Annotated in this window: 26 protein-coding genes; 13 read left to right on the forward strand and 13 right to left on the reverse strand. The window is 61.2% G+C overall.

All coding sequences use genetic code 11. The features are described from left to right. Nucleotides 1-200: 200 nt before the first annotated feature. From AC07X9_RS14760 to AC07X9_RS14780, 5 genes are read left to right on the forward strand one after another with little or no spacing between them, the layout of a single operon-like run. Nucleotides 201-698 carry a hypothetical protein gene (locus AC07X9_RS14760; protein WP_140159599.1) on the forward strand — a complete coding sequence of 166 codons (498 nt, stop codon included), beginning with the start codon at nucleotides 201-203 and terminating at the stop codon, nucleotides 696-698. Further along, entirely contained in the window at nucleotides 695-1,999 is a 1,305-nt protein-coding gene (locus AC07X9_RS14765; RefSeq protein ID WP_217884254.1) for an APC family permease, read from the forward strand. Before AC07X9_RS14760 ends, AC07X9_RS14765 begins: the two co-directional genes overlap by 4 nt. Then, on the forward strand, nucleotides 2,000-2,497 hold the full coding sequence (locus AC07X9_RS14770; RefSeq protein WP_086485910.1) for a DoxX family protein: 498 nt from the start codon (nucleotides 2,000-2,002) through the stop codon (nucleotides 2,495-2,497). Between the two features lie 12 nt (nucleotides 2,498-2,509). Further along, nucleotides 2,510-2,788, forward strand: a complete 279-nt coding sequence (locus tag AC07X9_RS14775; RefSeq protein ID WP_217884255.1) for a hypothetical protein — start codon at nucleotides 2,510-2,512, stop codon at nucleotides 2,786-2,788. 5 nt (nucleotides 2,789-2,793) lie between these two features. Further along, a complete protein-coding gene (locus tag AC07X9_RS14780; RefSeq protein WP_217884256.1) occupies nucleotides 2,794-3,138 on the forward strand; it encodes a class I SAM-dependent methyltransferase in 345 nt (114 codons plus the stop codon). Here AC07X9_RS14780 and AC07X9_RS14785 read toward each other — a convergent pair. Continuing rightward, nucleotides 3,135-3,449, reverse strand: coding sequence for a PadR family transcriptional regulator (locus AC07X9_RS14785; RefSeq protein ID WP_086485911.1), 315 nt, complete (start codon nucleotides 3,447-3,449; stop codon nucleotides 3,135-3,137). The genes AC07X9_RS14780 and AC07X9_RS14785 overlap by 4 nt on opposite strands. A gap of 130 nt (nucleotides 3,450-3,579) precedes the next feature. After that, entirely contained in the window at nucleotides 3,580-3,777 is a 198-nt protein-coding gene (locus AC07X9_RS14790; protein WP_176342130.1) for a hypothetical protein, read from the reverse strand. Nucleotides 3,778-3,994: 217 nt separating this feature from the next. Here AC07X9_RS14790 and istA point away from each other — a divergent pair, with 217 nt between their 5' ends. The 3 genes from istA to AC07X9_RS14805 all read left to right on the forward strand — a co-directional run bounded on the left by istA (nucleotide 3,995) and on the right by AC07X9_RS14805 (nucleotide 7,055). Then, complete coding sequence (gene istA, locus AC07X9_RS14795; RefSeq protein WP_021238707.1) at nucleotides 3,995-5,509, forward strand: IS21 family transposase; 1,515 nt, start codon at nucleotides 3,995-3,997, stop codon at nucleotides 5,507-5,509. After that, nucleotides 5,496-6,224, forward strand: coding sequence for an IS21-like element helper ATPase IstB (gene istB / locus AC07X9_RS14800; protein WP_031304487.1), 729 nt, complete (start codon nucleotides 5,496-5,498; stop codon nucleotides 6,222-6,224). The genes istA and istB overlap by 14 nt, the downstream gene beginning before the upstream one ends. A 294-nt stretch (nucleotides 6,225-6,518) precedes the next feature. Then, complete coding sequence (locus AC07X9_RS14805) at nucleotides 6,519-7,055, forward strand: prolyl-tRNA synthetase associated domain-containing protein (RefSeq protein WP_244917236.1); 537 nt, start codon at nucleotides 6,519-6,521, stop codon at nucleotides 7,053-7,055. A 218-nt stretch (nucleotides 7,056-7,273) separates the two neighbouring features. Here the strand turns inward: AC07X9_RS14805 and AC07X9_RS14810 are convergent, their stop codons facing one another. From AC07X9_RS14810 to AC07X9_RS14820, 3 genes are all read right to left on the reverse strand, one after another. Continuing rightward, nucleotides 7,274-9,448, reverse strand: a complete 2,175-nt coding sequence (locus tag AC07X9_RS14810) for a GumC family protein (protein ID WP_206740604.1) — start codon at nucleotides 9,446-9,448, stop codon at nucleotides 7,274-7,276. A 155-nt stretch (nucleotides 9,449-9,603) separates the two neighbouring features. Next, a complete protein-coding gene (locus AC07X9_RS14815) occupies nucleotides 9,604-10,524 on the reverse strand; it encodes a sulfotransferase family protein (protein ID WP_017181768.1) in 921 nt (306 codons plus the stop codon). A 2-nt stretch (nucleotides 10,525-10,526) separates the two neighbouring features. Beyond that, on the reverse strand, nucleotides 10,527-11,879 hold the full coding sequence (locus tag AC07X9_RS14820) for an O-antigen ligase family protein (RefSeq protein ID WP_241763584.1): 1,353 nt from the start codon (nucleotides 11,877-11,879) through the stop codon (nucleotides 10,527-10,529). Between the two features lie 285 nt (nucleotides 11,880-12,164). Between AC07X9_RS14820 and AC07X9_RS14825 the strand changes: the two genes are divergently transcribed. Beyond that, a complete protein-coding gene (locus AC07X9_RS14825; RefSeq protein WP_017181766.1) occupies nucleotides 12,165-12,980 on the forward strand; it encodes a glycosyltransferase family 2 protein in 816 nt (271 codons plus the stop codon). 73 nt (nucleotides 12,981-13,053) lie between these two features. Here the strand turns inward: AC07X9_RS14825 and AC07X9_RS14830 are convergent, their stop codons facing one another. Continuing rightward, entirely contained in the window at nucleotides 13,054-14,430 is a 1,377-nt protein-coding gene (locus AC07X9_RS14830) for an exopolysaccharide biosynthesis polyprenyl glycosylphosphotransferase (protein WP_241763583.1), read from the reverse strand. Between the two features lie 309 nt (nucleotides 14,431-14,739). Further along, complete coding sequence (locus AC07X9_RS14835; RefSeq protein WP_229380562.1) at nucleotides 14,740-15,282, reverse strand: polysaccharide biosynthesis/export family protein; 543 nt, start codon at nucleotides 15,280-15,282, stop codon at nucleotides 14,740-14,742. A gap of 161 nt (nucleotides 15,283-15,443) precedes the next feature. On the opposite strand from AC07X9_RS14835, the gene AC07X9_RS14840 reads away from it, so the two are divergent. Beyond that, nucleotides 15,444-16,241, forward strand: a complete 798-nt coding sequence (locus tag AC07X9_RS14840; RefSeq protein WP_017181763.1) for a WecB/TagA/CpsF family glycosyltransferase — start codon at nucleotides 15,444-15,446, stop codon at nucleotides 16,239-16,241. On the opposite strand, the gene AC07X9_RS14845 is transcribed toward AC07X9_RS14840, so the two are convergent. Continuing rightward, nucleotides 16,175-17,353 carry a sulfotransferase family protein gene (locus tag AC07X9_RS14845; protein WP_254908085.1) on the reverse strand — a complete coding sequence of 393 codons (1,179 nt, stop codon included), beginning with the start codon at nucleotides 17,351-17,353 and terminating at the stop codon, nucleotides 16,175-16,177. The two genes, AC07X9_RS14840 and AC07X9_RS14845, sit on opposite strands and share 67 nt — an antisense overlap. Beyond that, nucleotides 17,341-18,237: a sulfotransferase family protein gene (locus tag AC07X9_RS14850; RefSeq protein ID WP_017181761.1), complete on the reverse strand. Its 897-nt coding sequence runs from the start codon at nucleotides 18,235-18,237 to the stop codon at nucleotides 17,341-17,343. The genes AC07X9_RS14845 and AC07X9_RS14850 overlap by 13 nt, the downstream gene beginning before the upstream one ends. A 136-nt stretch (nucleotides 18,238-18,373) precedes the next feature. Between AC07X9_RS14850 and AC07X9_RS14855 the strand changes: the two genes are divergently transcribed. The 3 genes from AC07X9_RS14855 to AC07X9_RS14865 all read left to right on the forward strand — a co-directional run bounded on the left by AC07X9_RS14855 (nucleotide 18,374) and on the right by AC07X9_RS14865 (nucleotide 21,693). Beyond that, nucleotides 18,374-19,696, forward strand: a complete 1,323-nt coding sequence (locus AC07X9_RS14855; protein WP_026002156.1) for a cell wall hydrolase — start codon at nucleotides 18,374-18,376, stop codon at nucleotides 19,694-19,696. A 102-nt stretch (nucleotides 19,697-19,798) separates the two neighbouring features. Further along, nucleotides 19,799-21,280, forward strand: a complete 1,482-nt coding sequence (locus AC07X9_RS14860) for a TolC family outer membrane protein (protein WP_017181759.1) — start codon at nucleotides 19,799-19,801, stop codon at nucleotides 21,278-21,280. Nucleotides 21,281-21,381: 101 nt separating this feature from the next. Continuing rightward, nucleotides 21,382-21,693, forward strand: coding sequence for a hypothetical protein (locus tag AC07X9_RS14865; RefSeq protein ID WP_229380560.1), 312 nt, complete (start codon nucleotides 21,382-21,384; stop codon nucleotides 21,691-21,693). Nucleotides 21,694-21,697: 4 nt separating this feature from the next. Here AC07X9_RS14865 and AC07X9_RS14870 read toward each other — a convergent pair whose 3' ends face one another. From AC07X9_RS14870 to AC07X9_RS14885, 4 genes are all read right to left on the reverse strand, one after another. Continuing rightward, a complete protein-coding gene (locus AC07X9_RS14870; RefSeq protein WP_017181757.1) occupies nucleotides 21,698-21,886 on the reverse strand; it encodes a hypothetical protein in 189 nt (62 codons plus the stop codon). A gap of 153 nt (nucleotides 21,887-22,039) precedes the next feature. Continuing rightward, complete coding sequence (locus AC07X9_RS14875) at nucleotides 22,040-23,308, reverse strand: SGNH/GDSL hydrolase family protein (RefSeq protein ID WP_017181756.1); 1,269 nt, start codon at nucleotides 23,306-23,308, stop codon at nucleotides 22,040-22,042. Further along, complete coding sequence (locus AC07X9_RS14880) at nucleotides 23,308-23,574, reverse strand: spike base protein, RCAP_Rcc01079 family (RefSeq protein ID WP_017181755.1); 267 nt, start codon at nucleotides 23,572-23,574, stop codon at nucleotides 23,308-23,310. Before AC07X9_RS14880 ends, AC07X9_RS14875 begins: the two co-directional genes overlap by 1 nt. An 85-nt stretch (nucleotides 23,575-23,659) precedes the next feature. Beyond that, the gene (locus tag AC07X9_RS14885; protein ID WP_017181754.1) at nucleotides 23,660-24,148 is read right to left on the reverse strand and encodes a hypothetical protein; all 489 of its coding nucleotides are present in this window, start codon (nucleotides 24,146-24,148) and stop codon (nucleotides 23,660-23,662) included. Between the last annotated feature and the right edge of the window lie 248 nt (nucleotides 24,149-24,396).

The following is a 24,396-nucleotide window of genomic DNA, read 5'->3' on the forward strand; positions in this document are numbered from 1 at the left end:
CAGCGCTAAACGGCTAGCGCCCGCATTCCTCAATTTCATCATCACCCCCTGAAGCCTCGATTCTGGCTTTGCCGATAGTGATATTGCGATTTACTCGCAACTCACTAATTGACGAAGATCGAAATCGACTTCCGATATTGTGGATGCTATCCCGACGCGGATCGGCGAAGATGTCGAGGAGCAATGCCTTGAAGCGATTAGTGTCTTCGCTGGTGCTGTGCGTGAGCCTGTGGGGCTGCGGCTCGCAGGCGGATCAAGCCGAGCGGAGCGCCTCATCTCCGAACGATTGGCTGCTCGCAGCACCTGATGATGAGGCGCGCTTCAAGCTGCTTCAAACGCAGCTTCGCGGTTTCGACCAGCCGATGTGGGAAGTGGGCGAACGCTTCGAGCGCATCCATACGGCGCTTAGTCGCGACAACTATCCGCTCGCCGCCTATCACTGGGAGAAGATCCGCACCGCGATCGAGAACGGCATCGCCAAGCGGCCCAAGCGCCGCGAGAACGCCGAGGCGCTGTTCCTGAAGCCCGTATGGAGCGATGTCGAAGCCGATTTCACATCGGCCGACCCGGTACGTGCCTGGGCCGCGTTCGAGCGGGCGAAGATGGCATGCCAGGGCTGCCATCAGGCCGAGCAGGTGCCCTATATGAACGACCAACCGGTGTTCGATCTTGCCGCCCCCGCTGGACGCGCCCGGTGAAAGGTGAAGAACCGCAGCGGCTGCGGCGCGAGCTCGGCGTCGGCGGCGCGACGATGATGGGCCTGGGCTCGATGGTCGGCACGGGCGTCTTCGTCAGTATCGGCATCGCCGCGGGCGCGGCCGGACCGGCCACGATCCTGGCGATCATGCTCGCAGCGCTGGTCGCGACCTGCAACGCGCTATCGAGCGCGCAGCTCGCCGCTGCCCATGCGGTCAGCGGCGGCACCTATGAATATGGCTATCGCTACCTGACACCGGCGTTCGGCTTCACCGCTGGCTGGATGTTCCTGTGCGCCAAGACCGCCTCGGCAGCGACTGCCGCGCTCGGCTTCGGCGGCTATCTGCTGCGCCTCGTCGGTAACGGCGAGGCAGCGATGCCGTGGCTGGCGCTTGGCGCCGTCGTCCTGTTCACGCTGCTGGTGCTGATCGGTCTCAAGCGGTCGAGCGTCATGAACATCGCCATCGTCTCGGTGACCCTGACCGCGCTCGGCGCCTTCGTCGTGCTGGGATTGCCGACAGCCGTGAAGGGCAGCGGCAATTTCTCACCATTCTTTCCGAAGACCGATGGTCCGGCGCTGCATGGCTTCCTTTACGCGACTGCGCTGATGTTCGTCGCCTATACCGGCTATGGGCGCATCGCGACCTTGGGCGAGGAGGTGAAGGAGCCGCGCAAATCGATCCCGCGCGCGATCATCGTCACGCTCGGGGTGACGGCCGTTCTCTACATTCTCGTGTCCGTCGCCGCGATCGGGATCGTCGGCGCCGATCGGTTCGCCGGCTCGGTGGCCGAGCGCGCCACACCGCTCGAAACCGTCGCCCGGGCGCTAGGTACGCCGCTGCTGCCGCAACTGATCGCGGTCGGAGCGATCACTGCCATGCTCGGCGTGCTCCTCAATCTCATCATCGGCCTGTCGCGCGTTGTGCTCGCGATGGGACGCCAGGGCGATGCGTCGCCTCTGTTCGCGCGGCTCTCGGGCGATGGCCGGGCGCCGACGGCCGCCGTCATACTGGTCGGTGTCACCGTGGGTGCGCTCGCCCTGATCGGCAGCGTCGAGACGACCTGGGCGTTCAGCGCCTTCACCGTGCTCATCTACTATGCCATCACCAATCTTGCCGCGCTGAGGCTTCCACCGGAAGACCGACTCTACCCGCGCTGGGTCGCGATCGCCGGACTGATCGCCTGTCTGTTCCTGGCCTTCTGGGTTCCTCCGCGCATCTGGCTCGCCGGGCTGGCGTTGATCGGCGTGGGACTGATCTGGCATGGACTCGCTACCCGGCTCCGGGCGAAGAAGGAGGCATAGATGTTCGACCGCGCATTCTGGTTCTCGCCCGGCGAAGGGCGCTGGACGATCCTCGTCCGCCTGTTGCTCGCCGGCGTGTTCGTGCCCGAGGGCATCCAGAAGCTGATCTTCCCGGAGATACTGGGCGCGGGCCGGTTCGCCAAGATCGGCATCCCCTGGCCCGAGTTTACCGGCCCGCTGGTCGGCTGGTTCGAGCTTGGCTGCGGCCTGCTGCTGCTCGTCGGCCTGTTCGGGCGACTGGCTTCGGTACCGATCATCGTCATCATGATCGTGGCGATCGTCTCGACCAAAATTCCGATCCTGCTTGGCCACGACTGGCTGATCTTCCACGTCCGTTCGCTTGACAGCTACGGCTTCTGGAGCATGGCGCACGAAACCCGCACCGACTGGGCGATGCTCCTGGGTGCGGTCTTCGTGCTGCTCAGTGGATCGGGGCGCTGGTCGCTCGATGAGAGGCTCTGGGGCCTTCGAACTGAAGTGGGTTCGCCCACAAGCTGAGGATTGATGGCGGTGACGAGCGAACAACAGGAGCATTGGGATGAGGTCTATCGGACCAAGGCGCCGGATCATGTAAGCTGGTATCAGGCTTCGCCCGAACCGACATTGCGGATTCTGGACCAGTTCGGAAGCTCCGCGTCCGCCTCCTTGATCGACGTCGGCGGTGGCGCGTCCACGCTCATCGATTCCCTTGTCGGACACGGATGGTCCGAACTGACCGTGCTCGATATCGCCGCGCCGGCTCTTGATGCCGCCAAGGCACGGCTCGGCTCCGCCGCGCACATATGGTGACATGGGTGGTCGCCGACATCACGAAATGGACGCCGGAACGCAGCTTCGATGTCTGGCATGACCGCGCGGTGTTTCATTTCCTCGTTGAAGCAGAGCAGAGGCATGCCTGTCGGCGCGCACTCGAAGCCGGGGTGGCAGCCGGCGGCCTGGTGATCATCGCAACCTTCGCGCCCGAAGGTCCTGAACGATGCAGCGGATTGCCGGTGCAGCGCTACGATGCAGCAGCCCTGGCGGCCGAGATCGGGCCGGCATTCGCATTGACCGAAAGTTGGCGCGAGCAACACACCACCCCCGCGGGCAACGCACAAGCATTCAACTGGTGCGTTTTCCGACGCGTGGCGAACGGTTAGCCGTCGCCCTCGTCCGCAACCACCTCGCGGAACAGCTCACGCAGCCTTTCGCGCCCCAGTTCCAAAGCTGCGCGACCCTCATCGGTCGCGCGGTAGAGTCGCCGGAAGCTGCGCCCCGCCGGCTCCTTGCGAGAAGTCAGATACCCGCGTTTTTCCAGCGCATGGAGCATCGGGTAAAGCGTGCCGGGGCTCAGGCGATAGCCGTGATGGGCCAGCTCCTCGATCATCCACTGTCCGAAAATCTCATGCTTGGCAGCATGATGCAGGATATGCAGGCGAATGAAGCCAGAGAGGATGTCTTGATGGTCCATCCTCATCCTCGTGCCAAATTCAGCTTACTCTGCCTAGTCGCGTAGGGCGTGCTCAGCCGATCGGTCATTGCCGAATTTCGGATCGACATTGCCGCCGTCAGGCAATTTTGTTTCGGACGGCCCCCCTAGTTCAAGCTGCAAGCTGCTCTTCATCTGGCTTAATGACGCATGTCCCCAATGCAGTGATCTGCCACCAAGCCAGCTTGCTGTTAGGGCCAGTAATGGCAGCACAAAACCCGCGCCTGGCCAGCCTGGACAGAACGGCGTCCTCAGCGCCGGCCAGAAAGCCAGGCTCTGACGAACTGATGTCGGCAAGCTCGACGAGCATGTCCCATTCTACCTGCGGGAGAAGTCCATTGCTGGAAGTCTTCCGCACAGGCGTCTTATCCTCTGTACTCTCACCCACTCGTTCGACGCTGCCCGCCATGGCTGAGGATCAGCGTGCAATAGGCACCCCCTTCGTGGGGTGATCGGCGTGCAAAAAGGACCCCTTCATCCCGGGGATTTAGTCGGCCGACTGGTTTTGATCAGTTGGCGAGAACGGGATGTTGATCGTGGAGACAGTGGTTCGGATTCGGCGTGAGCATGCAGCGGGTAAGGCGATCAAGGCGATCGCTCGTGACCTTCGTTTGTCGCGGAAGGTCGTCCGCAAAGCGATCCGGTCGCCGGAGGCGGCGTTCAACTATCAGCGCAAAGTCCAGCCGCTGCCGCGGATCGGTCCTTATCAGGATCGTCTCGATGCGCTGCTTGAGGAGAACGAAGGTCGCGGCCGCCGCGATCGGCTACGGATGACGCGTATCCATGACCTGCTGGTGCGCGAGGGGTTCGATGGATCCTATGATGCGGTGCGCCGCTATGCGGCGCGCTGGCGTGCTGCGCGGCGGAAGGATGCTGGCGAAGGCGCACCGGCGTTCATCCCGATGACCTTCCAGCCGGGTGAGGCCTACCAGTTCGACTGGAGCCACGAGGATGTGGAGATCGCCGGCAAGCCGATGCGGGTGAAGGTGGCGCATATGCGTCTCTGCGACTCGCGCGCACCCTATGTCCGGGCCTATCCGCGCGAGGGCCAGGAGATGCTGTTCGATGCCCATGCCCGGGCGTTCGCGTTCTTCGGCGGTGTGCCGCGACGCGGTATCTACGATAATATGAAGACGGCGGTGACGGCCGTGTTCACCGGCAAGGAGCGTGTGTTCAACCGCCGCTTCCTGATCATGACCGATCATTACATGGTCGAGCCGACCGCCTGCTCGCCGGCGGCGGGATGGGAGAAGGGCCAGGTCGAGCAGCAGGTCCAGACAATCCGAGGCCGCTTCTTCCAGCCGCGGCTCCGGTTCGCCAGCCTGGCCGAGCTCAACGGGTGGCTGGAGGCCGAGTGCCGGCGCTGGGCCGAGCATCATGCCCATCCCGAACGCGGGGATATTACCGTCGCCGAGGCGCTGGATATGGAGCGACCGGCCCTGCAGCCGATCCTGGCACCGTTCGACGGCTTCCATGAGAGCGAGCATGCCGTCACCGGCACCTGCCTCATCAGCTTCGATCGCAACCGCTACTCGGTCATGTCGACGGCCGCACGCCGGACCGTTCAGGTGCGCTCCTATGCCGATCGCATCGTCATACGCTGCGGCGATGCGATCGTCGGGGAGCATGAGCGCCACTTCGGTCGGAACCGCACGATATACGATCCCTGGCATTATCTGCCGGTCCTCGCGCACAAGCCCGGCGCGCTGCGTAACGGCGCACCGTTCCAGGACTGGGATCTGCCGCCCGCCCTGCACCGATTACGGCGAAGGCTCGGCACCGGGGACGAGGCCGATCGCAGGTTCGTGCGGGTCCTCTCGGCGGTGCTCACCGATGGCCTGGAGCCGGTAGAGGCTGCCGTGCGCGAAGCGTTGGCGAACGGAACGGCCAGCGACGAGCTGATCCTCAACATCCTCTCCCGGCGCCGCGAGCCGGCGACACCCCACAGCATCGTCACTTCGGAAGACCGGATGCTGCAGCATCCTCCGCTCGCCGACTGTGCCCGCTATGATCTGCTGCGAGGCTATGATGCAGCGGCATGATATGATCGACACGATGCGCGGCCTCGGACTCAAGGGCATGGCGGCGGCGTTCGACGAGGCGGTCACCACCGGCCTCCAGCGCAAGCGCACCACCATGGAGATACTGACCGACCTGCTCCGTGCTGAGGCGACCCACCGGGATGCAGCCTCCATCCGCTATCGGATGACGGCTGCGAGGCTGCCCGTGGTGAAGGACCTGGAGCGGTTCAGCTTCGAGGGCACACCGATCAATGAGGAGATGATCCGCTCCCTTCACGATGGCTCCTTCCTCCCGCCTCGCCGCAATATCGTGCTGGTCGGCGGCACGGGGACAGGCAAGACCCACCTCGCCATCGCGATCACCGCCAATGTCGTGCGAAGGGGCGCTCGCGCCCGCTACTTCAACACCGTCGATCTGGTGACACGCCTCGAAGAGGAGACCCGGATCGGCAAAGGCGGGACCCTGGCGGCGCAGCTGTCGCGGCTCGACCTGATCGTTCTCGACGAGCTCGGTTATCTGCCGTTCGCCCGCTCGGGAGGGCAGTTGCTGTTCCACCTCATCAGCAAGCTTTATGAGCGGACCAGCGTCATCATCACCACGAACCTCGCCTTCGGCGAATGGCCGACCGTGTTCGGCGATCCCAAGATGACCACGGCGCTGCTCGACCGCGTCACCCACCACTGCGATATCGTCGAGACGGGCAACGACAGCTGGCGCTTCAAAAACCGCAGCTGACAGCCACCTTCGGCGCCTTCAAAAATCTATCTTGCGCTGCGCGCGCCTCCGGTCGGGCTACGCCCGCCCTCCGCCGCACGCAGCGCAAGGCCATCTTCAACAAACCAGCATCATATTATCTGAAAAGGGGGTCCCTCTTCGACGCCGATCGGGGGTCCCTTTTGAACGCCGTTTGACACTTTTGAACCCTGGCTGGGCGATCTGAGGAAGGCGCTTGGCGATCTGGCATAGGGGTCTGCTGGCTCATGCCCGCACTGCGGCTGGGAGGGGATGTGTCGCAAATGTCCGGAAAACGTGACGCCATTGTCCGCGCGGCTGCCATTCCGGCTCGTCATCCTGCCGCCGATGACCGAAGATGACATTTATGCCGATTTCGCCGCGCGCGGCGTCCCTGTGCAGAAGCACGAACATGCGGCTGTCTATACGGTCGACGAAAGCGCTGCCATCCATGAGGCGCTGCCGGCCGCACATACCAAGAATCTGTTTCTGAAGGACAAAAAGGGGCATTTCTGGCTCATCACGCTACCGCATGATCGCCGTGCCGATCTGAAAGCCTTTGCCGAACTTCTGGGCGCGGGAAAATTTTCGTTCGGAAAGCCGGACGATATGGAGCGCCTGCTCCACATCACACCTGGCGCGGTTTCACCCCTCGCTGCGCCCAATGCGTCAGCCGAAGAATTGACCGTGGTGTTCGATGCAAGCTTCGACGATCAGCCGCTGATCGCCGTCCATCCGCTACGCAATACAGCGACGATCGCGATGCCGTTCGACGCCCTGACGGGCTGGCTGGGTGACAAGGGGCATGAGCCCCGTATCGTCAATCTGCCCTGACGATTTCTCCATTGCGGCCAAGCCTATGCACTTGGCGCGCGCAGGTCATCAATCCATAGTGTCGGGGAACAGGGTGACTCACCCTCGGTGAGCGAGCCTGGTTCGCGCCGCGCGTCATGCTCTCGACTCTCTTGGCACGTACTATTTGGGCGGGATGCCCATTATCAGAACATCCCGCCCAGCAAGATTGGCTCAACCGCGCCAAGCGAAGCGGTCTATCATTCTTCGTTGGCGTAATAGGCCTTGTAAGCCCCGTAGAAGGCCAGCGGATCACTGTCCGCGTAGAGCGACTGCTTCTTGAGGTCGACGGCATTGAGGACCACGCCCGACAAGGGCGCTTCGCTGGCCTTGAGCGCTTCCACTGCCGCCTTTGCAGCAAAGCGCGATGTCCGGCGCCACCTGGTGATGAACACCACATGGTCGGCCTCCCGACCGATGACCGTCGCATCGCTAACGGCCAGGACAGGCGGCGTATCGATCACGATGACATCATATTTCTTGCGGGCCTTCTCGATCAGGTCCGAAAACTGGCCTCTTGAGAAAATGTCTATGCCCTTGGCGGTCACGGCGACCAGCAGCAGATCAAGCGGGGTGCCAGTGGACACCAGGGCAGACGCCAGATCAATCTTGCCGGTGGCCACTTCGGCTATGCCATGTTCGGGCGTCGCGATCCCCAATGATGCGGCGACCTGCGGCCGGCGCACGTCGGCGTCGATCAGCAATACGCGGCTGCCTGCCTTGGCTATGGACAGGGCCAGCGATGTCGCGATGGTCGTCTTGCCTTCATGCGGCAGGGCGGATGTGATGACGATCACCTGTCCAGTCGGCAGGGCCTGCTTGGCATGTCCGCCGCGCAGCGTCATGTTGAGCGCCCGGACTGCTTCAGAAAAGCTCGACTGGGGCTTTTCATAGACAAGACGCGCCAGATGCTCGTTATAGTTTTTTGGGCTCACCCCAGGGATGGATGCGATGCGATTGAGCCCCAGATGGCGTTTCACATCTTCACCGGAGCTGATCTTCACATCGAGCAGCTCTGCGATGATGATCGCCAGCAACCCGAAGGTGAGAGCGGCCGCAAGCGTCAGCAGGATCAGCAAAGGCCGGTTGGGCGAGCTGGGCGAATTGGGCGGCGAAGCGACAGAGACGATGCTGGCGTCTGGCGTGGCGAGTTCGTCCGTGGCGACGGTTTCCTTGCGACGCTTGGCCAGGTCTTCATAGACTGCGCGCGATGCGTCGGCGTCCGTGTCATATTTCCGGGCAGTCACCGATGCGTCGGAATTGCGTATTGCGGCCGATCGCTGCTGGGCGATCGCGGCGCCAAGGCTGGCGACTTCCTGCTGCGCGGTGCTGACTTCGGCCGCCAGGCCGGAAACGATCCGGCGCGTTTCAGCCGCGATTTCAGCATCGATTTCGGCCAGCTGGTTGCGGGTCCGCGCCACTTCGGGGTGGTTTTCACCATAGCGTGTAGTGGCCTGCGACGCATCGACCGCGATTTTGGCGCGCTGCGAGCGCAGGTCGCGGATGACTTGCGATGCGAGCACGTCGGGCAATGACGACGGATTGTTCTGCGAACGGCTGGCGGCATTGTAACGCGCGCGCTTGGCGGCCAGGCTGGCGGACGCTTCGGAATGTTGCCGCCGCAGGTCCGCGATGGTCTGCTCGTCATAGGAAGAGGGGTTCGAGCCGCTGGTAATGCCGGTGCGCGCCCGAATGGAGGACGCACTGGACGCATTGCTTTGCACATCCGTGCTCAGCGCGCGCATGCGCTCTGTGTAGAAATTTTGCGCCTTCTCGGCGACTGATCGCTTATATTCGGCCTGCTGCGCCAGATATTCGCGCGCTGTTGCGTTGGCTATGTCGGCTGCGGTCTGGGGCGAGCGCGACGAAACGCTGATGTTGATGACATAGGTCAGGCCCTGTCGCCCGACCGACATGTGATTGAGCAGCGAGTTGGTGACGACATCCAACCCCGGCCGCACAGGCGGGGGGGATTTGCCGAACAGCCCGCCCAGCCATTCGCCAAATCCGGGATCGCGCAGTCTGGGGTTGAATTCCGGATCGCGGTCCAGATGGAGTTTCTCGGCGACGCGACGGGCAAGGTCGGGCGAACGCAAAACCTGCACTTCGGTATCGACCGCAGCCGAATCAGCAGGCAAACTCGATACGATCGACTGCCCCTCTGCAACATTGGTCGATCGACGTTCGATCAACACGCTGGTTGAGCTGACATATGTGCTGGGGATGATCAGCGCGACGGCCAAGCCGATTGCCAGCACGACCGTCGCCACGATGAGAAAGGGTATCCGCCTGCGCAGCATGATCAGCCACAAAGTGCGCAGATCAATTGGGCTGTCTTCTGTAGGCGTTACATATTGGCCTTCAGCCGTTGTCATCGTTGCTTCCTTTGCGCCGACTTTGCGCCGACCTGATATTTGTCCATCGTCATCGTGGTGAAAGATTTACTTTCTGACACGATGAGATGCCCTGAAATCAGGGTTCTTGCATCGCGGCAGAAGTGAGTCAACAACGGTAACCTTACTGTTGCCGGTCACCACCCTATCGCCCGTAAATCACGACCAAGTCTCTGTTCCCAAACCGCGACTTCGCTGTCGGTCAGACGCGTCAGCTTGCTATCGACATCGGATGGCGCGCGGGACGGCGCCTGCCCTTCCGCTTTGCGCACAAAAACGAAATTGCCCCGTTTGATACGGCGCAATTGCTCGTCGATCCTGCCCCATAATGTGCCGGTGTCCGGCATGCGGGTCTGGTTCTCGCGCGGCAGAGTTTGGGGCAAACCCTGTTCTGGAATGTCCAGAAATGCAGCGATCCGCGCCCGTTCGGACATGAAATCGGCCACCATATCCTCGAACAACAGGATCAGTATATTGTCCTGACCGAACAGACGTTCAAACGGTTCGATCTGGTCGGCAAACAGGCTGTTGGTCAGATAGCGGAAATTCCACAGCACATCATCATATTGGCGCACATAGGGGCCGGCGACGACTTGGCGGGCAGCCGCGGCAACTTCGACATTGGCCCGTTCAGCCTGAACCGCGGACACGGGATCGTCGGGCAGGGAGAGGAAGGCCTCCTGTGCGGTGCGGCGTTCATGCCCCCGCTTGAGCATGTGGAGAAAGCCGGAATAGGCGCGCTTGCGCGGGCTTCGCAGGGCGAAGATGAATTTTGTGTCGGGGCCCAGCATGCGGTAAATCCGCTCAGCTATGGCCGGGTCCGCCATATAGGTGGTCGTGCCGTCCACAACGACCGGCGCATCGTCGGGAACGCCGCGGAAACAGCGACTGAAGCTTGCAAGCCGCTGTTCGTTGACGGCGCGCGAGAAGAAGTTGGGTTCCTTGGGATTGGAAAGATAGCAGTCGGGATGCTGCTCCAGCGCTGCGCACAAGGATGTCGTGCCTGATTTCTGCGAGCCAGCCACGATAAGATTGGGAACGGTCATGAGAGCAGCCATATTCAACTTTGCACCTGGCGCGGGCGCGTCCGATAGGACGCAATGCCCAGCGTCAGGAAGCAATAGGTCACAAAGAACCAGCTAAGGTCGGAATGTGTCAGAATGTTGGAATCGGTGATGCTATATATGGAATAATATGCCCATACGCCGATGTGGAACAGGTTGGCGGGATCACGGGTCTGCCGGATGTTGCGCAGACTGCGCGCCAGAAGGATGAACCAGGCGAACAGGAAACAAACCAGCCCCACCATTCCCAGCTCCAGCCACATGTCGAGATAGCCGTTATGGCCGTTCGCCGTCATCGCCATGGTCGCTGAACCTTCCGACCAATGCGCATGGAAGTCACGCAGATTGGCCGTCAGCTTGTCGACCCAGAAGGTCTTGTATCCGGCCCCCATCATTGGGCGATTGATGCCGATGGCATAAGCATAATCCCACAGACGCGTACGGCCCGACAGAGTCAGGTCGCGCCCCAGCAGCGTCAGCAATCCGATCATCAGCGATGGCAGCACGACGATGGTGCCGAACAGGGCAAAGGCCGACAGTCCTGCGCGCAACTGCAAGGTGAGGCGCCGCTGCCATCCTTCGGGCATCACGACAAAGCGCGTAAGCCACATGGCGCCGAGCCCGCCGACAAAGCCGATCAAGGGCGTACGGGAGTTGGAGAAAAAGAGCATCACCAGACTGACCAGCACGACCGCCGCCCATCGACGGCGGGTGGAACCCTTTGTCGCGAAGGCCTGTGTCGCGAAAACCAGCATGGAAAAGGCCAGTACCGGGCCGAAATAATTCTTGCCTGGGTAGATCCCGCGGATCGACCCGCTTTCAGCATATTTGCCGACGAAATTGAACCCTACGCCGGGAATCGCGAGCGAAATCACGTTGATGACCAGCACTGCAAAGCAGATCTTCGCCATGATCGGCAGCCATTGTTCGTGCCGTTGCTGCATTGCGACGAACAACACGGCCTGACTGAAGAGGATAAGGGCGAAAAAGCGGCGGACGGCCGCATCGGGCTGAACGGACCACATAATCGAAGCGCCCGCCCACACGAGCAACAGCAATAGTGGCCAGGCCGGGCGAAGATAGCGCAGCACTTCGCCAAAGCGTGCGATCATGATGAACAGGGCGGGGCCATAGACCGCGATGCTGAGCAGCTGGATGATCGCTGACCCTTCCTCGCGCTGTTCGATCGCGCCTGCCCAATTGCCCGCGAGCGCGGACAGCAGCGCTGGATAGAGCAGGATATAGACGACTATCCCGATGGCATAGCGCAGTTCCAGATTGCTATGCGCACGCGTGCCGCCGGCCATGGCGGGCCGTCGTGCGGAGTTTGCCGAAAGCATTTGCGTCATCAGCGTCGGTCGCCTTGTTGCAGGACAGCATTGTCTGTCCAAGAAGCGTCCGGCTTTGTCCAGTGCATAAACCATTTGCCAGTTTCAGAGTTTGCATTTGCCTGCCGCATGATCTCGACGGCTTATCGCTTCGATCGATGTGCCAAGGAGCCATTTCGAGACAGGCCGTTAAGCGTCAGGCGTCTTTCGCCCGACTTCCGCCTCTGCTTGCGAGAGGCCTCGCGGTGGGGTACAGAGTCTCGCCTGCCGACTAGGGTGGCGTTTTCATGTCAGGATATGCGCCATATGACGTTGCCGCCGGCCAGCATCGATCTGCTTTGCACGTTTTTCAATGCTGCCGCCACGCTGGAGCCCACTCTGGCATCCCTGTCGTCCCAGACACTGGCTGATGCCCGCTTCATTCTGGTGGATGACGGGAGCACGGACGACAGCGCGGCCATCGCGCGGGCATTTTGCGACAAGGATGGCCGGTTTGCATTGTTCGCTAATGCTGATCGGGGGCGTGGCAAGGCGCTCAACTTCGCATTGTCGCAAGGGAGCGCGCCGCTCGTGGCAATTCTCGACGCGGATGATCTGGCGCATCCGACCTGGCTGGAAACGGCGTGCGCTGTCATGGATGACCGGCCGGATGTCGCCGCGATCAGTTTTGAACGGTTGATGATAGGCCCTGGCGAGACTGCCGACTGGACACGCATTCAGCCCCAGGCAACGGCGCTGACCGATGTGACCCACCGGTTGGGCCGCAAGAACCAGCTTTCCCATTCAGGTTCATGCATCCGGCGCGACGCCATGCAGGCGGTGGGCAATTATGCCCTCAATCGTCGGAGCCATTTCGATTATGATCTTTGGGTACGTCTTGGCGCGGCGGGCTTTCGGCTTGCCCGGTGTGCGCCGGTGCGGATTGCCAAACGCTATCATTTCGGACAGAAATTCGCCTGGTCGCCGGGCTATTTCCTCTCCACCTTCGAGGTGCAAAGGCGAGCGATCCGTTCCCTGAGCGATCGTCCAGCCACGGACTGGCTGTTTGCGCTGCGCGATCTGGCCCGAAACTTTGCCAAATATCCGCTACAGCAATGGGCCGTGCGGCGAAGGGGCAACTGAGTATTGCAGTTGCGATAGCGTGCGTTTTGATTTCTATGGTGTGAGCCCGGCAGTCCTGATCCTGCGGTAGCGCTCAATAGGCGTTTTTGTGCACGACCACGCCAAAGGTTGCGAGCAGGATGCTGATATCCCGAAAAATCGACCAGTTGCGCAGATATTCAAGATCGTACCGCAGGCGTTCGGTCAGGTCGCGATGGGTTTCGGTCGCGCCTCGGAACCCCCGGATTTGAGCCAGTCCGGTAATGCCGGGTTTGGTCGAATGACGCAGCCAATAGCGCGTATCGACTTTCCAGAACAGGTCATTGCCGGCCTTCGAACCAAGAGCATGCGGCCGTGGCCCCACCAGCGACATGTCGCCACGCAACACGTTAAAAAGCTGAGGCAATTCGTCGATGGACGTAGCCCGAATGATCCGTCCGACGCGCGTGATCCGCTTGTCGTCGCGCGATGCCGATTTGCTGCCGGTAGCGTCGGCCAGATCGTCCCGCATGCTGCGGAACTTGTAGACATAGAATAGCCGGTTGCCTCTGCCCATGCGCAGCTGCTTGAACAGTACCGGCCCCTTGCTGTCCAGCTTGATGCAGATGGCGGTGATGGCCAGCAAGGGAGCGAGGAACAGGCACACGGAGCAGGTCACTGCCAGATCGAAAACCCGCTTCAATGCACGGCTTCGCAAATCGAGCGGGCCTGTGGAAACACGGATAGACGCCGATTCCAGCCTCAATTTGGCATGATCGGAAATGACGGGTTGCAGTTCGGGGATCAGCAGGCTGCCGATGCAGCCTACCCCTTGCAGGAAAAGGGACCAGTTTTCACGTTCGTGGACCGGACAATCGACAAGAACACGGTCATATTCGCGGATCTTGCTGCTCAGTGCATGCAGGACGGCGGGATCGTGCAGATCGATCTTCAAACCGAGATCAGCGCAAAGGACGATATCATAACCTTCCATTTCGCGCGGTTCCACGCCGTCCACGATGAATAATTTCCGTAAAAGTCGATTGCCGACGATGCGGTGGATGAGGAGGAAGAAAGGAAGGCGAATCAAAAGCAGCAGCGTGAACGCCGTGATCGTGCCCGTGAACAGTACCAGCCGGGACATGGTATCGACATGTTTCGACGCGAAAAAGCCCAAAACGGCAATCGACAGGGCCCACATCATGGCCATGGCCGCGCGCCTTACCGATGTGGTGAGCGATTGCATGGAATCGAGCGTGTAAAGTCGACCGTAAAAGGCGATGACCATGAATACGGATACCAGGACGATAATCCAGTTCCGGCTCTCCCCCACGGGCAGGTGGCCGAAACGCATCAGGCTGGCAAAAGAAAAACTGCCGATCAGGATCAGCACGTCGAGCGCCCATTGCAGCCCATAGATGCCGACACGAATTAGACTGCCATCCCTACGGGACTTCTCAGCCGAAGTACTAGTTCCCGCGGCTATATACACGGCTACCCCTTAATACCTGCTCGACGCGGGCATCTTAATACCCCAACATTACCGGATGCCTTATGCCAGGCAATGAGTTTATGCCGTCTAATGTTTCATTTTGAAACCGTGAAGCAATAATGGGACAGGTACGCAATACGCGCGCGCCAGTCGGGTGCGTTCACGCCTTGGACCGTTGTTGCACATTATAGTCACGATTAGGCGCTGGGGCAAAGACCCCGTGCACATTTGCACACAGGGTCTGCCAATATCTCCTGTCGAGGCGTCTGGTCGGGACTGCAAAGCCCAAAGCGACCATAGGCCTGGCGATCAGAAGAAGCGTTCGGGAATACGGATTGTGTCGCCAGGCAGCACGGGCGTATCCGCAGCAAGCGGTACGGATTCCTCGCTCGACTTGTCGCCATGCCGCACGAACACCCGCTTCTGGTCCGCGCGATAGGTATAGCCCTGCGCGATGGCGACGGCGCTGAGCACGGTCAGACCCGTGGCGAAGGGATATTGGCCCGGCTGCTTGACCTCCCCCAATATATAGAAGGGCCGATACTGGCTGATATCGATATTTACGCGCGGATTATTGATGAAACCGGCTGCATAGCGCTTCGTGATTTCCGCTTCTGCTTCACGGGGAGTCATGCCGTCGACCTTGACCAGCCCGATCAGCGGCAGCGATGCTTCGCCTTCGGTATTCACCGAATATTCCTGACCGGACAAAGCGGGTTCGTTAAATACGTTCAGACGGAACTTGTCGCCAGCCCCGATCCGGTATGTCGTCGTCGCGGCCACTGATCCGGGCGCCGCCGCGGGCAGCGGGCCACTGGTGGTGCATCCGGTCGTCAGTACCGAACTCATCATGATTGTCGCCACAATCCAGGCTTTAGAGCGCATAGCAAACCCCCAATTTCACAATTTTCCCTCGAATCGCCGAGGCAAATAAGCGGAATAACGGTCTTTATTGACCTTGCCATGGCGGTGTGACAAGCAACATCGACATATGCTGATGGGCACGGGAAGCGATGAAGTCACTACATTTATCCGACTCGCCTGAACCTGTCGCGCCCGTCATCATTGCCGACATTCCGGTTTCGCCCTTGTCCACTCGGCAATGGGTGCAACTGATGCTCGATGACTGCCGTGAGGCGCGCGAGGGACGTGCGACAACCCGTTACCACGCCGCGATCAATGGCAATGTCATTTCCGCATATGCGCGTAACCGCGTATTTCGGGACGCCTATCGCCACGCTGACGCGGTGGCGGCTGACGGCGTTCCTGTATTGTGGGCGGCCAGGCTGATCGCCGGCCGGGAAATTCCCGATCGCGCGGCGACGACCGACTTGTTCCATGATCTTGCCGCAGCGGCACAGGATCATGGCTACAGCATGTATTTCCTTGGCGCGACGGACGAAGAAAATGGCCGGGCCGTTGCGCGGGTTCGCCAGCTTTACCCGCGCCTTGTAATCGCTGGCGCGCGCAACGGTTATTTTTCCGCCGAAGAAGAAGATGCCGTGGTCCAGCAAATCCTCGATGCTCGACCGGATATTTTGTGGGTCGCTCTTGGGATGCCCAGGGAAGATGTTTTCGTCGCGCGCAACCTGCATCGCTTCGGCGGTATCGCCTGGGTCAAGACATGCGGTGGGCTGTTCAACTTCCTGTCCGCCAGTCGTCCGCGCGCGCCGATGTGGATGCAGCGGGCGGGCCTTGAATGGCTGTATCGCATGGCGTTGGAGCCGCGCCGGTTGTTCTGGCGCTATTTGACCACCAACCTGGACGCCATCTGGCAGATCCTGCGCAAGACGCCACGCCGCCAGGGATAGGCGGTAGCAGCCGTGCTCCCATTATCGGCAGCAGTCCGCTCTGCGCGCGCCCTGCCGATGTTGATCGCAAGCTTCAGCCGGTTACGATAGCCCTGAACAAGCTGGACCATGATCATGCGAGCGGTTTCGGCGGCACTGGGCAGGCGCGCTGAACGACCAAAGGAAAGTTGATAGCCAAGATAGGTGATGAGCGGGCCGACATGCGCCTCGAATATCTCGACCTGCCGCTGGCTCAATTCCTGCTGCCAGGCATCGATTCGTTGGGGGGCAAGCGCCTGGCCGACCAGGTGATGTTGTTTGCGGGTTGATGGCGGCACATGATAGCCGCGCGCCGCAATCATCGCTTCGTCAAAAGGCAATTCCAGCGTTGCGCAAATGCGGCGCAATTCCTCGTCCGGCTGGGCGAGCAGATCCTCATATCGCACGCGCGCCCAACGGTTGGGCGCCAGGCAGTCGCGAAGCGCCATGCCCATGGCCACCCGTTGAGACCAGAAATGGGCCGCGCTGGAAATGCTGTTTGGTCCCCAGTCAACCTTGAGCAGCGAATTGGCTACGGCTCGTCCATCCCGAACGATATGGACGAATCGCGCGTCCGGACATGCCTCCGCCAAAGCCCGCATATGCCGCACATTGCCCGGCTGATGCTCCACCCAATAATCTATATCCATGCGCCCCGATCGGGCACCATAGGTCCGCACCAGCCAATTCACCGCGTCCATGAATGTGCCGTATCCGGCGGGGCGCTGGTCGCCGATGGAAAAATTCCACAGCTTGAAGCGCGGATGGGCCGTGATCGCGTCGATCGCCCGTCCCAACTCCATGATCTGGCGAGGATCATGAGGCATCAGGTCGGCGACAAATTGCGACTCGGGCGTTGCGATCATGCGATTCCCACTGCCCAGCATGGCCCCTAGCAGGGTAGATCCGCTTCGCTGGCAGCCAACGACGAATATCGGGGTTATTTCTTTCCCGATCGCTGAGGGGATAGCCGTCGCGCCATATTCGCGATGCGTGGAGCAGGGGCTTGCATCGCCTGGCGGGATGTCCTGCGCAGGCCAGGCCGGTTGGGTGCCGGCAGGCGCGGGGGGCGGGGTCTGAATTATCCGCGCCATGTGGGCCACCCGAAATCGGCGCCAAGCATGGCGCGGGTCCGCTCTCGCGATCGGTGCAGGCGCTGGTCTAGCCAGGCGGCCATGGCAGGGGCAGGGGCGGGGTAGCGTCCCTCGTTCAGCTTGCCTTGGTCCTGCGCATGCGCGAAAGGTCGGATCGCCAGAAACGCCGCTATGCGATCGCGCTCTGCTGCCGGATTCTGTTGATATCGCTCCGTGGCGATGAACAGGAGTTGATCGGATCGAAACAGTGCCTGCCACCGGCTGATCTGCACGTCATATTCGCTGCGCGCGCAATAGCTGTAATGTTGGTGCGCGAAGCGCGCCTGCTTGTCGGGGCCGACATGGTCGTGCGGCTTGATGATCCGTTCAGCTTCGGCGGCGAAGGCTGCCTCCGGTTCCAATGTTTCGAAACCGCGCGCGACTTCATGCCAATAATGCGACCATGCACGCGCGCATGGATCACGCAGCATTACGATGATTTTCGCGTCCGGGCAAAAGGCGCTGATGCGTTCGGCGGCTTGGGGATGCATGAAATAATAAGGGGTACAATCCATCGTCATCACCGGCGCGTCCACCCGGCGCATGCGCTCCTCTGCATCCTGTAACGACGGGAAGTGGGCGAGATAATTTTCGAGCGGGCGCATCTTGTGCCTGTCGAACTGATGGATCTCCTTGGCGACTGGCGCGATGATCTGCGGGTGGTTCGTCAGATCCCGGAACAATGATGTCGTGCCTGCCTTTTGTGCGCCGATTATGAAGATATGGGGCGACATGCGGTCACCGCGCCGAACGGCCAGTAGCGCCTGGAGTCGCGCAGTGGCAATGAACGAACGGGGACGATAAAGAATCCGCCTGCGCAGGGTCTGTTCGGTAGGCATGTCCATCAGACTATTTCGCCCCTCCCGTTCCATTCAGGTTTTGACTCGCATGGAATATTCTTCTTCTACAACCAATCGCATTTTCTTCCCACATCATTAACCATTTGATGTTAGGGGGCTGCTTCAAAATTGGATTCGCCAGATGACTGCATCTCCTCCATCCGCCGATCAAAGCGCAGACATTGATCCGGCCGTGGTCGAATATGCGGTGACCCGTCGTTGGGGCAAGCCGTCGGCGCGCCAGACGGTCGCGATCCTGTTATGCGGGCTGATCCTGGCCGCGGGCCTGTCATTGGCGGTTCATTTTGTCGACGCGCTCACAGCGGTCCCGTCGCAGCCCGATTATGGCGTGCCCCCCAATTATGATCCGCGATCGCACATGGCGACCGGCCGATCGGCGACTGGCGTGGAACCGCCGCCCCTGATCTTCAAGCCGTTGGCCGCGCCCGATGCGCGTGCGATCAACGCTGCGCAGCCCTTTTCCACGGCGCCCCGGCCTCCCGCGCCTCCGTTCATCTATTCGGGGTCGGCGGACAATTGGCGGCGGGCGCAGGAATGTCTGGCGAGCGCGGCTTATTATGAAGCCGGTGACGATCCGGTTGGCCAGCGCGCGGTGGCACAGGTCGTGGTGAACCGCGTGCGCCACCCGGCCTTTCCCAAAAGCGTGTGCGGCGTCGTGTTTCAGGGCAGCGAGCGCGCCATTGGTTGCCAGTTCACCTTTACCTGCGACGGCTCGATCGCGCGGCGCCGCCCCAGCGCATCAGCCTGGTCGCGCGCGTTGATCGCCGCGAAGGCCGCGTTGAACGGTTATGTGTTCGGGGCTGTCAGCACCGCAACCCATTATCACACCGACTATGTCGTGCCTTACTGGTCCGCGCAGATGGACAAGCTGGTGATGGTGCGCGGGCATATATTTTTCCGCTGGTCCCATGCAGGGATGCTGCGCAGGGTCAGCATGTCGGATGAACCCGTAATAGCGTCGATCGCCAGCCTGTCGGGCGATCAGAAAAAGGAAGATGGCCCGTCCTCCATCCTGTCCTACGACCTTGCCAAAATGGGCGACTGGCGCGATCGTTCGTCGGTGGCAAACGGCGCCGATCGCAAGGATGCCGGGGCGGACGTTCCTGCATGGATATTGAAGGGCAGCCGACTGCATGACGCCGCACCCGCTGCCGGCGCGTATATGTTGTCGCTGGAACCCGGCGCATTTGCGGGTTCCTATGCCGTCACCGCCTATCGCATGTGCCGCGACAAGCCGGAATGTACCGTGATCGGCTGGCTCAACCCCGGTGACCTGCCATCCGGTTCGGTCATATCCGCCGCTGCGGCACGGACCATGTCGTTCTTCTATCGGGTGGATGGTGATCGGCGCAAGGAAACCGTTCTTTTCGACTGCGCCGTGATCGACCGGCCTGATCCGCGGCAGTGCCTGCCTGACAACCGCATGGGGCTTTTGCCCAAATAGGCCGGTCGCGTCTGGCGGCATGCGGACGCAAACATGCTTTGCGAACCATTAACCTTATTCTGGCAGGGCTGTGCGCAAGCAGCATGCCTGCTGCGGGGTGGAATGTGGGGCAAGGCAATGATGGGACGGCGAAGCAATTTTTTCCCGCTGGCAGCGATAATCGCGGTTGCCATGGTGGGGACGCCAGCGTCGGCCGAAACGCTGATGGAAGCATTGGCACTGGCGTACAAGGACAACCCTTCCATCACTGCGGCCCGGGCCGACCAGCGCGCCGTTGACGAGAGTGTCGCCATCCAGCGGTCCAGCGGCCTTCCCTTCGCGGACAGCAGCATCAGCTATTCCAACAATATCTATCGCCAGTTTCCCCAGATTTCTGCGGGTGAAGCGCTAAGCATGAACGCGCAGGTGGTTTTGCCGCTCTATAATGGTGGCTCCGTCCGCAATGCCGTGAACGCCGCTAAATTGCGGGTCGAATCCGGCCAGTTTTCGCTGCGCAGCGTCGAGGCGAATCTGTTCCAGTCCATTGTCGCGACTTACATGAACGTGTTGCGCGATAGTGCGATCGTCGAATTGAACCGCCAGAATGTCCGCGCGCTGGACATCAACCTCAGCGCTGGTCAGGAACGGTTCGAGGTTGGCGATCTGACCCGGACCGACGTGGCCCAGTCCCGCTCCCGCCTGGCGTTGGCGCGCTCCAGCCTGCAAAGCGCCCAGGCGCAACTCATCGCGTCGAAGGAAAATTACATCGCCCTTGTCGGCAAGCCGCCGCAAAATCTTGAAGTGCCCCCCGCGCTGCCCGGCTTGCCTGAAAGTGCAGAAGCGGCCGTGGCGCTGGCGCTGGCAAACAATCCTGCCTTGCTTGCGGCCAACAAGGCTCGCGACGCGACGCGATATGACGTGAAATCCGCCAATGGCCAGATCATGCCGCGGGTCAGCGCCTTCATCAATGGATCGCAGACGGACTATCTGGGGTCCACCGTCGTCAATCAGGGCGGCATAGTGAATGTCCGCAATGACAAAGCGGCATCGGCAGGGGCGACTATTTCCATTCCCCTGTATCAGGGTGGGCGCCCCGGCGCGCAGCAGCGCCAGGCCGTCGCACGCGAATCGAGCGCGATCGAGCAGGCGACCGCGACCGAACGCGCCGTCATCGCACAAACCCGCGCCTCTTATGCGCTTTGGCGCGCTGCACTCGAAACGATCACCTCCGCGGAAGAGGCGGTCAAGTCGGCTGAACTGGCGCTTGATGGCGTGAAGGTTGAAAACTCCGCAGGGTCGCGAACCATCCTCGACATTCTCAACGCGGAGCAGGAATTGCTCAACACGCAAGTCCAATTGGTGAGTGCGCGCCGCGACGCCTATGTGTCGGCCTTCACGCTTCTGGCCAATATGGGCCGGGCCGAAGCGCGCGACCTGGGCATCGATCGGCCCTATTATGATCCCAGGGATAATTATGCGCGCAGCACGGGCAAATTTCTGGATTTTGACTTTGCGCCCCAACCCAAGCCGATCAGTTCCAGCACGGCTGACACACCGCCACAGCAGCCAGCCACCATACTGATCCCCGGATTTTCCGGCTTTTGACGATTGGTGCGCGCTGCACGGCGCGCCATGGTTACGAGCGGTTAACCCTCTTTGGCTATCATTCTCGTTCGCAGATGATGCTGTATCGACAGGAGGCAGGGATGGAAGCAACATCAGCCGGGCAGATCGCCGCCATCGTTCGGGCGGAAGCGGGCAAGATGCGCGCGGCGATCGACGGAGCCAGCGACGGTGCCCAGGTGAGCCTGCGCGTGAGCGACTTTGCAAAGCTGGCGCAGATGATGGAACGGCTCGCCGACAGCGTCACCGTCCGCGCGGACGGTTCGCTGGGCGGATCGCGTCATTGGATCCCACTGGACAAGTTTGAACGCCTGCGTGCAGAGGCAACGCATTGGCAAGCCGAGTGCGAGAAATTGCGCCGAGAGGCTCAGATCGACAGCTTGCTTCGTCTGTAGCCAGTCAGGGCAGCAGGAGCATCAGCCCCGCGATAAAAGCTGCCCAGAACGCCACGATCATCGCCACGATAGCGGCGAAAATCGCATAGTTGCGGAACACTTTCCATGGCTTGAGCCGCCTGGCGCGCGGACGCGACGTACCGCGCCAGGGGACAAAAACAGCCTCCACATCGACGATTGACTCCATGTACATGGCTCATCTCCTTAAATCTCTACTTAGAATAGAGATTTGAAATGCGAGATAGATTCTGCCAAGGCCCGGTAAAGCCGCGATTTCACCTGTGTGGCCGCAAGCGTGGCGAAATGGCGAGCGCCGCGCGCCGTCATTTCGCCATCGCGGTGCGCGTCAATAAGCGGCCAGGGGTGCGGGCAGCGCATCCGCCCACGCCTTGATCACCGCCGCTTCCTTGGCCTGCCCCGTCTGGCGGGAATGCAGCCCATCTGAACTGTCATTGGCAAAGTCGGCCCAGCGATCGGTCTGTGTGGGGTCTTCGACTGCCGCTGAAATATCGACAAGCCCCGACAGCCCATAGACCGCAAAGTTGGTCCTGATCTCGTTGTTAAACGCCTGACGCCCGTCATTTGCGCTGTTGGCGTATAGCCCGACCGGAATATTGGACCCGTTGGTGGAGGGGGCCATCGTCGTCCACCATATCCGCACCTGCGGATTGATCGCCTTCGCCTTTGCGACAAGGGCCGCGATGTCCCCCAATATCTGGCTGGCCGTGCGTCCGTTGCTCATGTCGTTGACGGACCAGTTGCATAATATGTCGCTGACATAGGCAATGATCCCGATCCGCAAAACCGGCTTGGCGAAGTCGCCCGCGACGAAATCCTGGATCTTGGACCCCGACCGTGCCTGCATCGCGTGCGGAATGCCCGCCTGTTCCAGCGCCATGCGTGGCGGCCCGCCCGCCGTCCCGGTGCCGGGCCCGGCATTACCCGATACGCCATAGAAACGACTGTCGCCGCCAACCAGCACAGTGGGACCATGATCTTTGGCCAGGCCGATCAGTACCCCCGGTGCACCATCGATCTGGGCCCTTGCTCCGCCATCTGCCGGAAGTGCGCCAGTTTGCATCAACCGATCTACGCCGATCGTGGTGCCCCTCTGATCTTCTCCCTCAGGCGTACCAGGCCCGGTCATGGGAAAGTTGGCGCGGGTGTCACCGACCAGATTGTCCTTCATCGATCGATGCCAGACCATGGCACCGGGCGGGAATTCGGACAGGCCGAGCGCGCCGGGCAGGAGATCGTCGGACCATAGCAGCGCTCCGCCGGGGATCGTACCGATAGCGCTGCCGGACCAGGTTACCCGCCCGACCGCCGGGCCGATTTCCAACGCCCTTTGTATCGATTGCGGGCTGACTGCCGTTTCGGCCTGGTCGGACCCGATGATGAATGCCGCATCGGCGTAGCGCAACGCGGTCATGTGCGCGTTGGACAGCATGTCCCTTATGCGCCCGCTGGTCCGCGCCGAATTGGACGTTGATACATTGCCGATGCCATAGGCGCTTTCACCGGCACGGACGGTGGCAAGGCGCCATAGCGCCTCCGGGCGCGCCGTTGCCGGACCGCGCGCGCCACGGCCAAAGCCATATCCGAGCCGGGTCATCAGGCAAGCGCCACGATATTGGCGGCTGTCGTGCCCGTCGCGCGGACGTAACGGGCGCGAACATCCAGCACCTGTCCGTCGGCGACATTGAGGAAGCTGACGTCAGCGGTGCCATCGACGCCCCGCAATATGACCGTGCCGCCAGTGCCGATGTACAGCGCTTTGGGCACGACGGGCAGAGCGTCACTGTCATGGGGAACGACGGCGTAGGGCGCCCGCGCCGATGCAATCGGATTGTCGATGAAGCTGGTATAGGGATCGGTCATTTTGCGCCTCCTGCGTGAAGAGGCGACTCACATATGCCGAGCCATGGGCTGTAGGACAGCAAATAGGATCGGCAGCCGAAAAATTTTATCCTATTTGGTTCATTGAGTTGGCATTTTCTGGTCGCATGGTCGGGCTGGCTCGCTTGGCGTCACCGCGTCGGCGCGCCCGTTTTTCCTCGATGGCGATGACTTCGAACAATTCGTTGGGGTAGCGGCGTGCGCGCTGGCGCAAAATATCTATGCCCGACGACAGATATATCGCGACGATGAGGATCATCATCGCGGACATGTCCCCCAATCCGGCAATGTCCCCGGTGGCGATCCGTGCGCCACCCGCCACGATGACCAGGATCAGCGTCGCGGCCAGCAGATCGGACCGACGCGAACGGGGAAACGCCACGAGCAGCGCCGGGAACAGGACCGCAACCGCCGTGAGCGACAGCCAGGATATGGCGGAAGGCGACAAATGAACCCTGTCCGTCGCAAGCATGACCCCAGCGGCCAGAAGGGCCAGCGTCATCAGTCCAAGCGCATAGCGCGTGGCCAGGATGAGGGATTTTGGATTGGGGAACATGCTGTTACCTTGTCGCCGTGTCTTGGTACCAAAAACGGCATAGGCCCGCCTCCCTTAAACCCGAATCACTCGTTAGGGTTAACTGGCGGAAAACCACGAATTTGCCTCGCAGGACGCCTGTGCCCCGCTTCATGGTCACATGTTGAATGGATAATGGCCGAATTGATCGGCCAACGGAGGGAGCAGAGAGCCATTTACAAGCGCGTCAAGGCCAAGTTGCGCCTTCCCAAGCACAAGCCAATCGTGCA

This window comes from Sphingobium sp. GW456-12-10-14-TSB1, assembly GCF_059424385.1.